Raw genomic sequence first — 2,302 nt, 5'->3', positions numbered from 1 at the left:
AGTCGCCTGCGGAGGGAAACCCTCCTTTACTCGCTGTCTCACCGTGTAAGCGCGTAAGCGCGTCAACCAAAACGCGAAATCTAAAAAACCTACCCATAAGAGGGAGGGAGCAGAGGGATGCACTTCTTTTGTCGGAGACCAGGGGATGAGGGAGTTAGGGAGAAAATTTCTCCGCGTCCCCCTTACGGGTTCGCTAGTTGCCTGCGGAGGAGCCAGGGCGATCTTGGGGAGCCACCCCCGTGGGCGGGTTTCCCGACTTGAGGAGCCACTGCGTTGCGGAGCGAGTGTGGTCTTGGGGGTTTCCCCCATGAACAACTCGCGTTGGAAACCCTCCTTTAATCACTGGACTCACCGTGTCTTTGCGTCCCCACTCCCCAATCTCAATGCATTTCGTCGTATTCTGGAGCTTCAACCCGTCTTGTTTCCATGCGAGGAGGTGGGAGAAACTCAGCGCGACGTATAGGAACCAATGGCTGTGTCGAGCCTTGATAAGGGTGAATAACCTGTACCGTGCGAGTTGGGCGCTGTTTGGGTGAAAACAAAGCTAATAAACCAGCAACAACAACACCACCACCGACGGTTAGGGTTACACCTCCCACCAACCAAAGTACAGGTGAAGACCACCAAGTACTTTCAGATGGTAATGCTGCTTTTTGCATACTTTGCTGAGCTGATTGCAGCTGTTGAGCGTTATAACTATCTAAAATTTTTTGGTTTTGAATTTTTGCCTGTTCGTAGTCGTCTTTTAAACGCTCCAATTCCGTTTTTAACCGTTCCAATTCGACGCGTTGCTCAGAATTGGGGACTACAGGTGGCTGAGTAGGTACTGCTGTTTGCCCATAAGGATTGTAAGGGGATTGCCCTGTTGGTTGCATGACCTGGGGGGCTACCACAGTAGCAGGCATTTGTGGGGCAACAGCGAAGTTAGGCTGTAGGGGGGTATTTGTCCCTTTGAGCAATACGAGAGCCGCCAGCCCAGCTACAGCGACCCCGCCGATAAATGCCATACTCTCACTCATCGCCTTTGCCTCTCAACTGCGATGTAACTATAACTGTTTGTAACTGACTCACTCTCACACTCATAACTTTTTGCCTACTTCTGTTCACATAATACTCAAACTATAAACGGATGTATCAGCTAGTTTTTTTACACCATGATATCCGATGTTAATATTCAATGCCATATCAGTCAAATTGTCTACTAGCAATAATGAAAAAACTATGCTGTATACTTTTTTAATCTACTTTCGCCATCTCATCAAGATGAGTATTTATGCTGTTTTCAGTTTCAGTGAGGCGCTTAGATAGCTGCCTTGAGGCTTTGACAAAATTCCGCGATCGCATTTAATCCTTGTTCGGGTGTACCTTCTGCTAAACGTTTGACAATGGCACTGCCGACAATTATGGCGTCTGCGCCCCAATCCTTTACCTGACGCGCTTGTGCGGCTTCGGAGATGCCAAAACCCACACCGATGGGTTTATCAGTAACACCACGAATTTGTTTGAGTAAATCTGACACTCGGCTTTCCAGTTGCGATCGCATTCCTGTGACACCCGTCACACTAACTAAATAGATAAATCCTTGACAAGAGCGAGCGATCGCTTCTATTCGTTCAGGTGAGCTAGTGGGAGCCACTAATAAAATCACATCAATGCCGATTTCGCTAGCTGGTTGTAACAAACCAGCTGCTTCTTCCAAAGGCAAGTCAGGTACTACCAATCCTGCCACACCAACCGCAGCAATTTCTTGGAGAAATTTCTTAATTCCTCGGTGTAAAATCGGGTTGTAATAAGCAAACAACACGATCGGCGAGCTGAGACTAGGAATAGTTGCTTGCAACATTTCCAGCACTTGCTCTAATTTGGTTCCTCTTTGCAAAGCACGGGTTGCCGCTGCTTGAATGACTGGGCCATCTGCTAGCGGATCAGAATAAGGTATGCCTAGCTCAATCAAATCTGCTCCATTTTGATCCAAAATTTGCAATGCTTTTGCTGTTGTTGCTAAATCTGGATCACCAGCAGTAATAAACGGAATGAAAGCGCAGTGTCCCTGCTGTCCAAGTACTTTAAAGCGATCGGAAATTCTTGTCATTAGTCATTAAGTCGTTAGTCATTGGTGAGCTAGTGCAGTCTTGTGGGTTTCCCCCATGAGCAACTAGCTCACTCGTAGGGTCATTAGACCTCTTGCAAAAGTCGGATACTAGCCAGAAAATAAATTTTCTGGCGATAACTCAAGTCGGTTTCAACTGACTAATAACAGTATTTTTAGTCCGTTTCAACGGACTTTTGCTATTAGGCAGAG

General features: G+C 46.9%; 2 protein-coding genes. Both read right to left on the bottom strand.

Annotated elements, in window-relative coordinates:
- Nucleotides 1-380: 380 nt before the first annotated feature.
- Entirely contained in the window at nt 381-1,019 is a 639-nt protein-coding gene (locus AC5JMF_RS01035) for a heterocyst differentiation related protein (protein ID WP_495793863.1), read from the bottom strand.
- Between the two features lie 281 nt (nt 1,020-1,300).
- Complete coding sequence (gene trpA, locus AC5JMF_RS01030) at nt 1,301-2,092, bottom strand: tryptophan synthase subunit alpha (protein ID WP_495793862.1); 792 nt, start codon at nt 2,090-2,092, stop codon at nt 1,301-1,303.
- Nucleotides 2,093-2,302 lie beyond the last annotated feature (210 nt).

It is taken from the genome of Desmonostoc vinosum (assembly GCF_059505385.1).
The sequence above is the reverse complement of the archived record's forward strand: the minus strand, read 5'-3'. Positions and strand labels throughout refer to the sequence as shown.

What these genes read in the sequence shown, in the direction of transcription:
- AC5JMF_RS01035 (WP_495793863.1), bottom strand. Translation starts at nt 1,019, where the DNA reads ATGAGTGAGAGTATGGCATTTATCGGCGGGGTCGCTGTAGCTGGGCTG.
- trpA (WP_495793862.1), bottom strand. Translation starts at nt 2,092, where the DNA reads ATGACAAGAATTTCCGATCGCTTTAAAGTACTTGGACAGCAGGGACAC.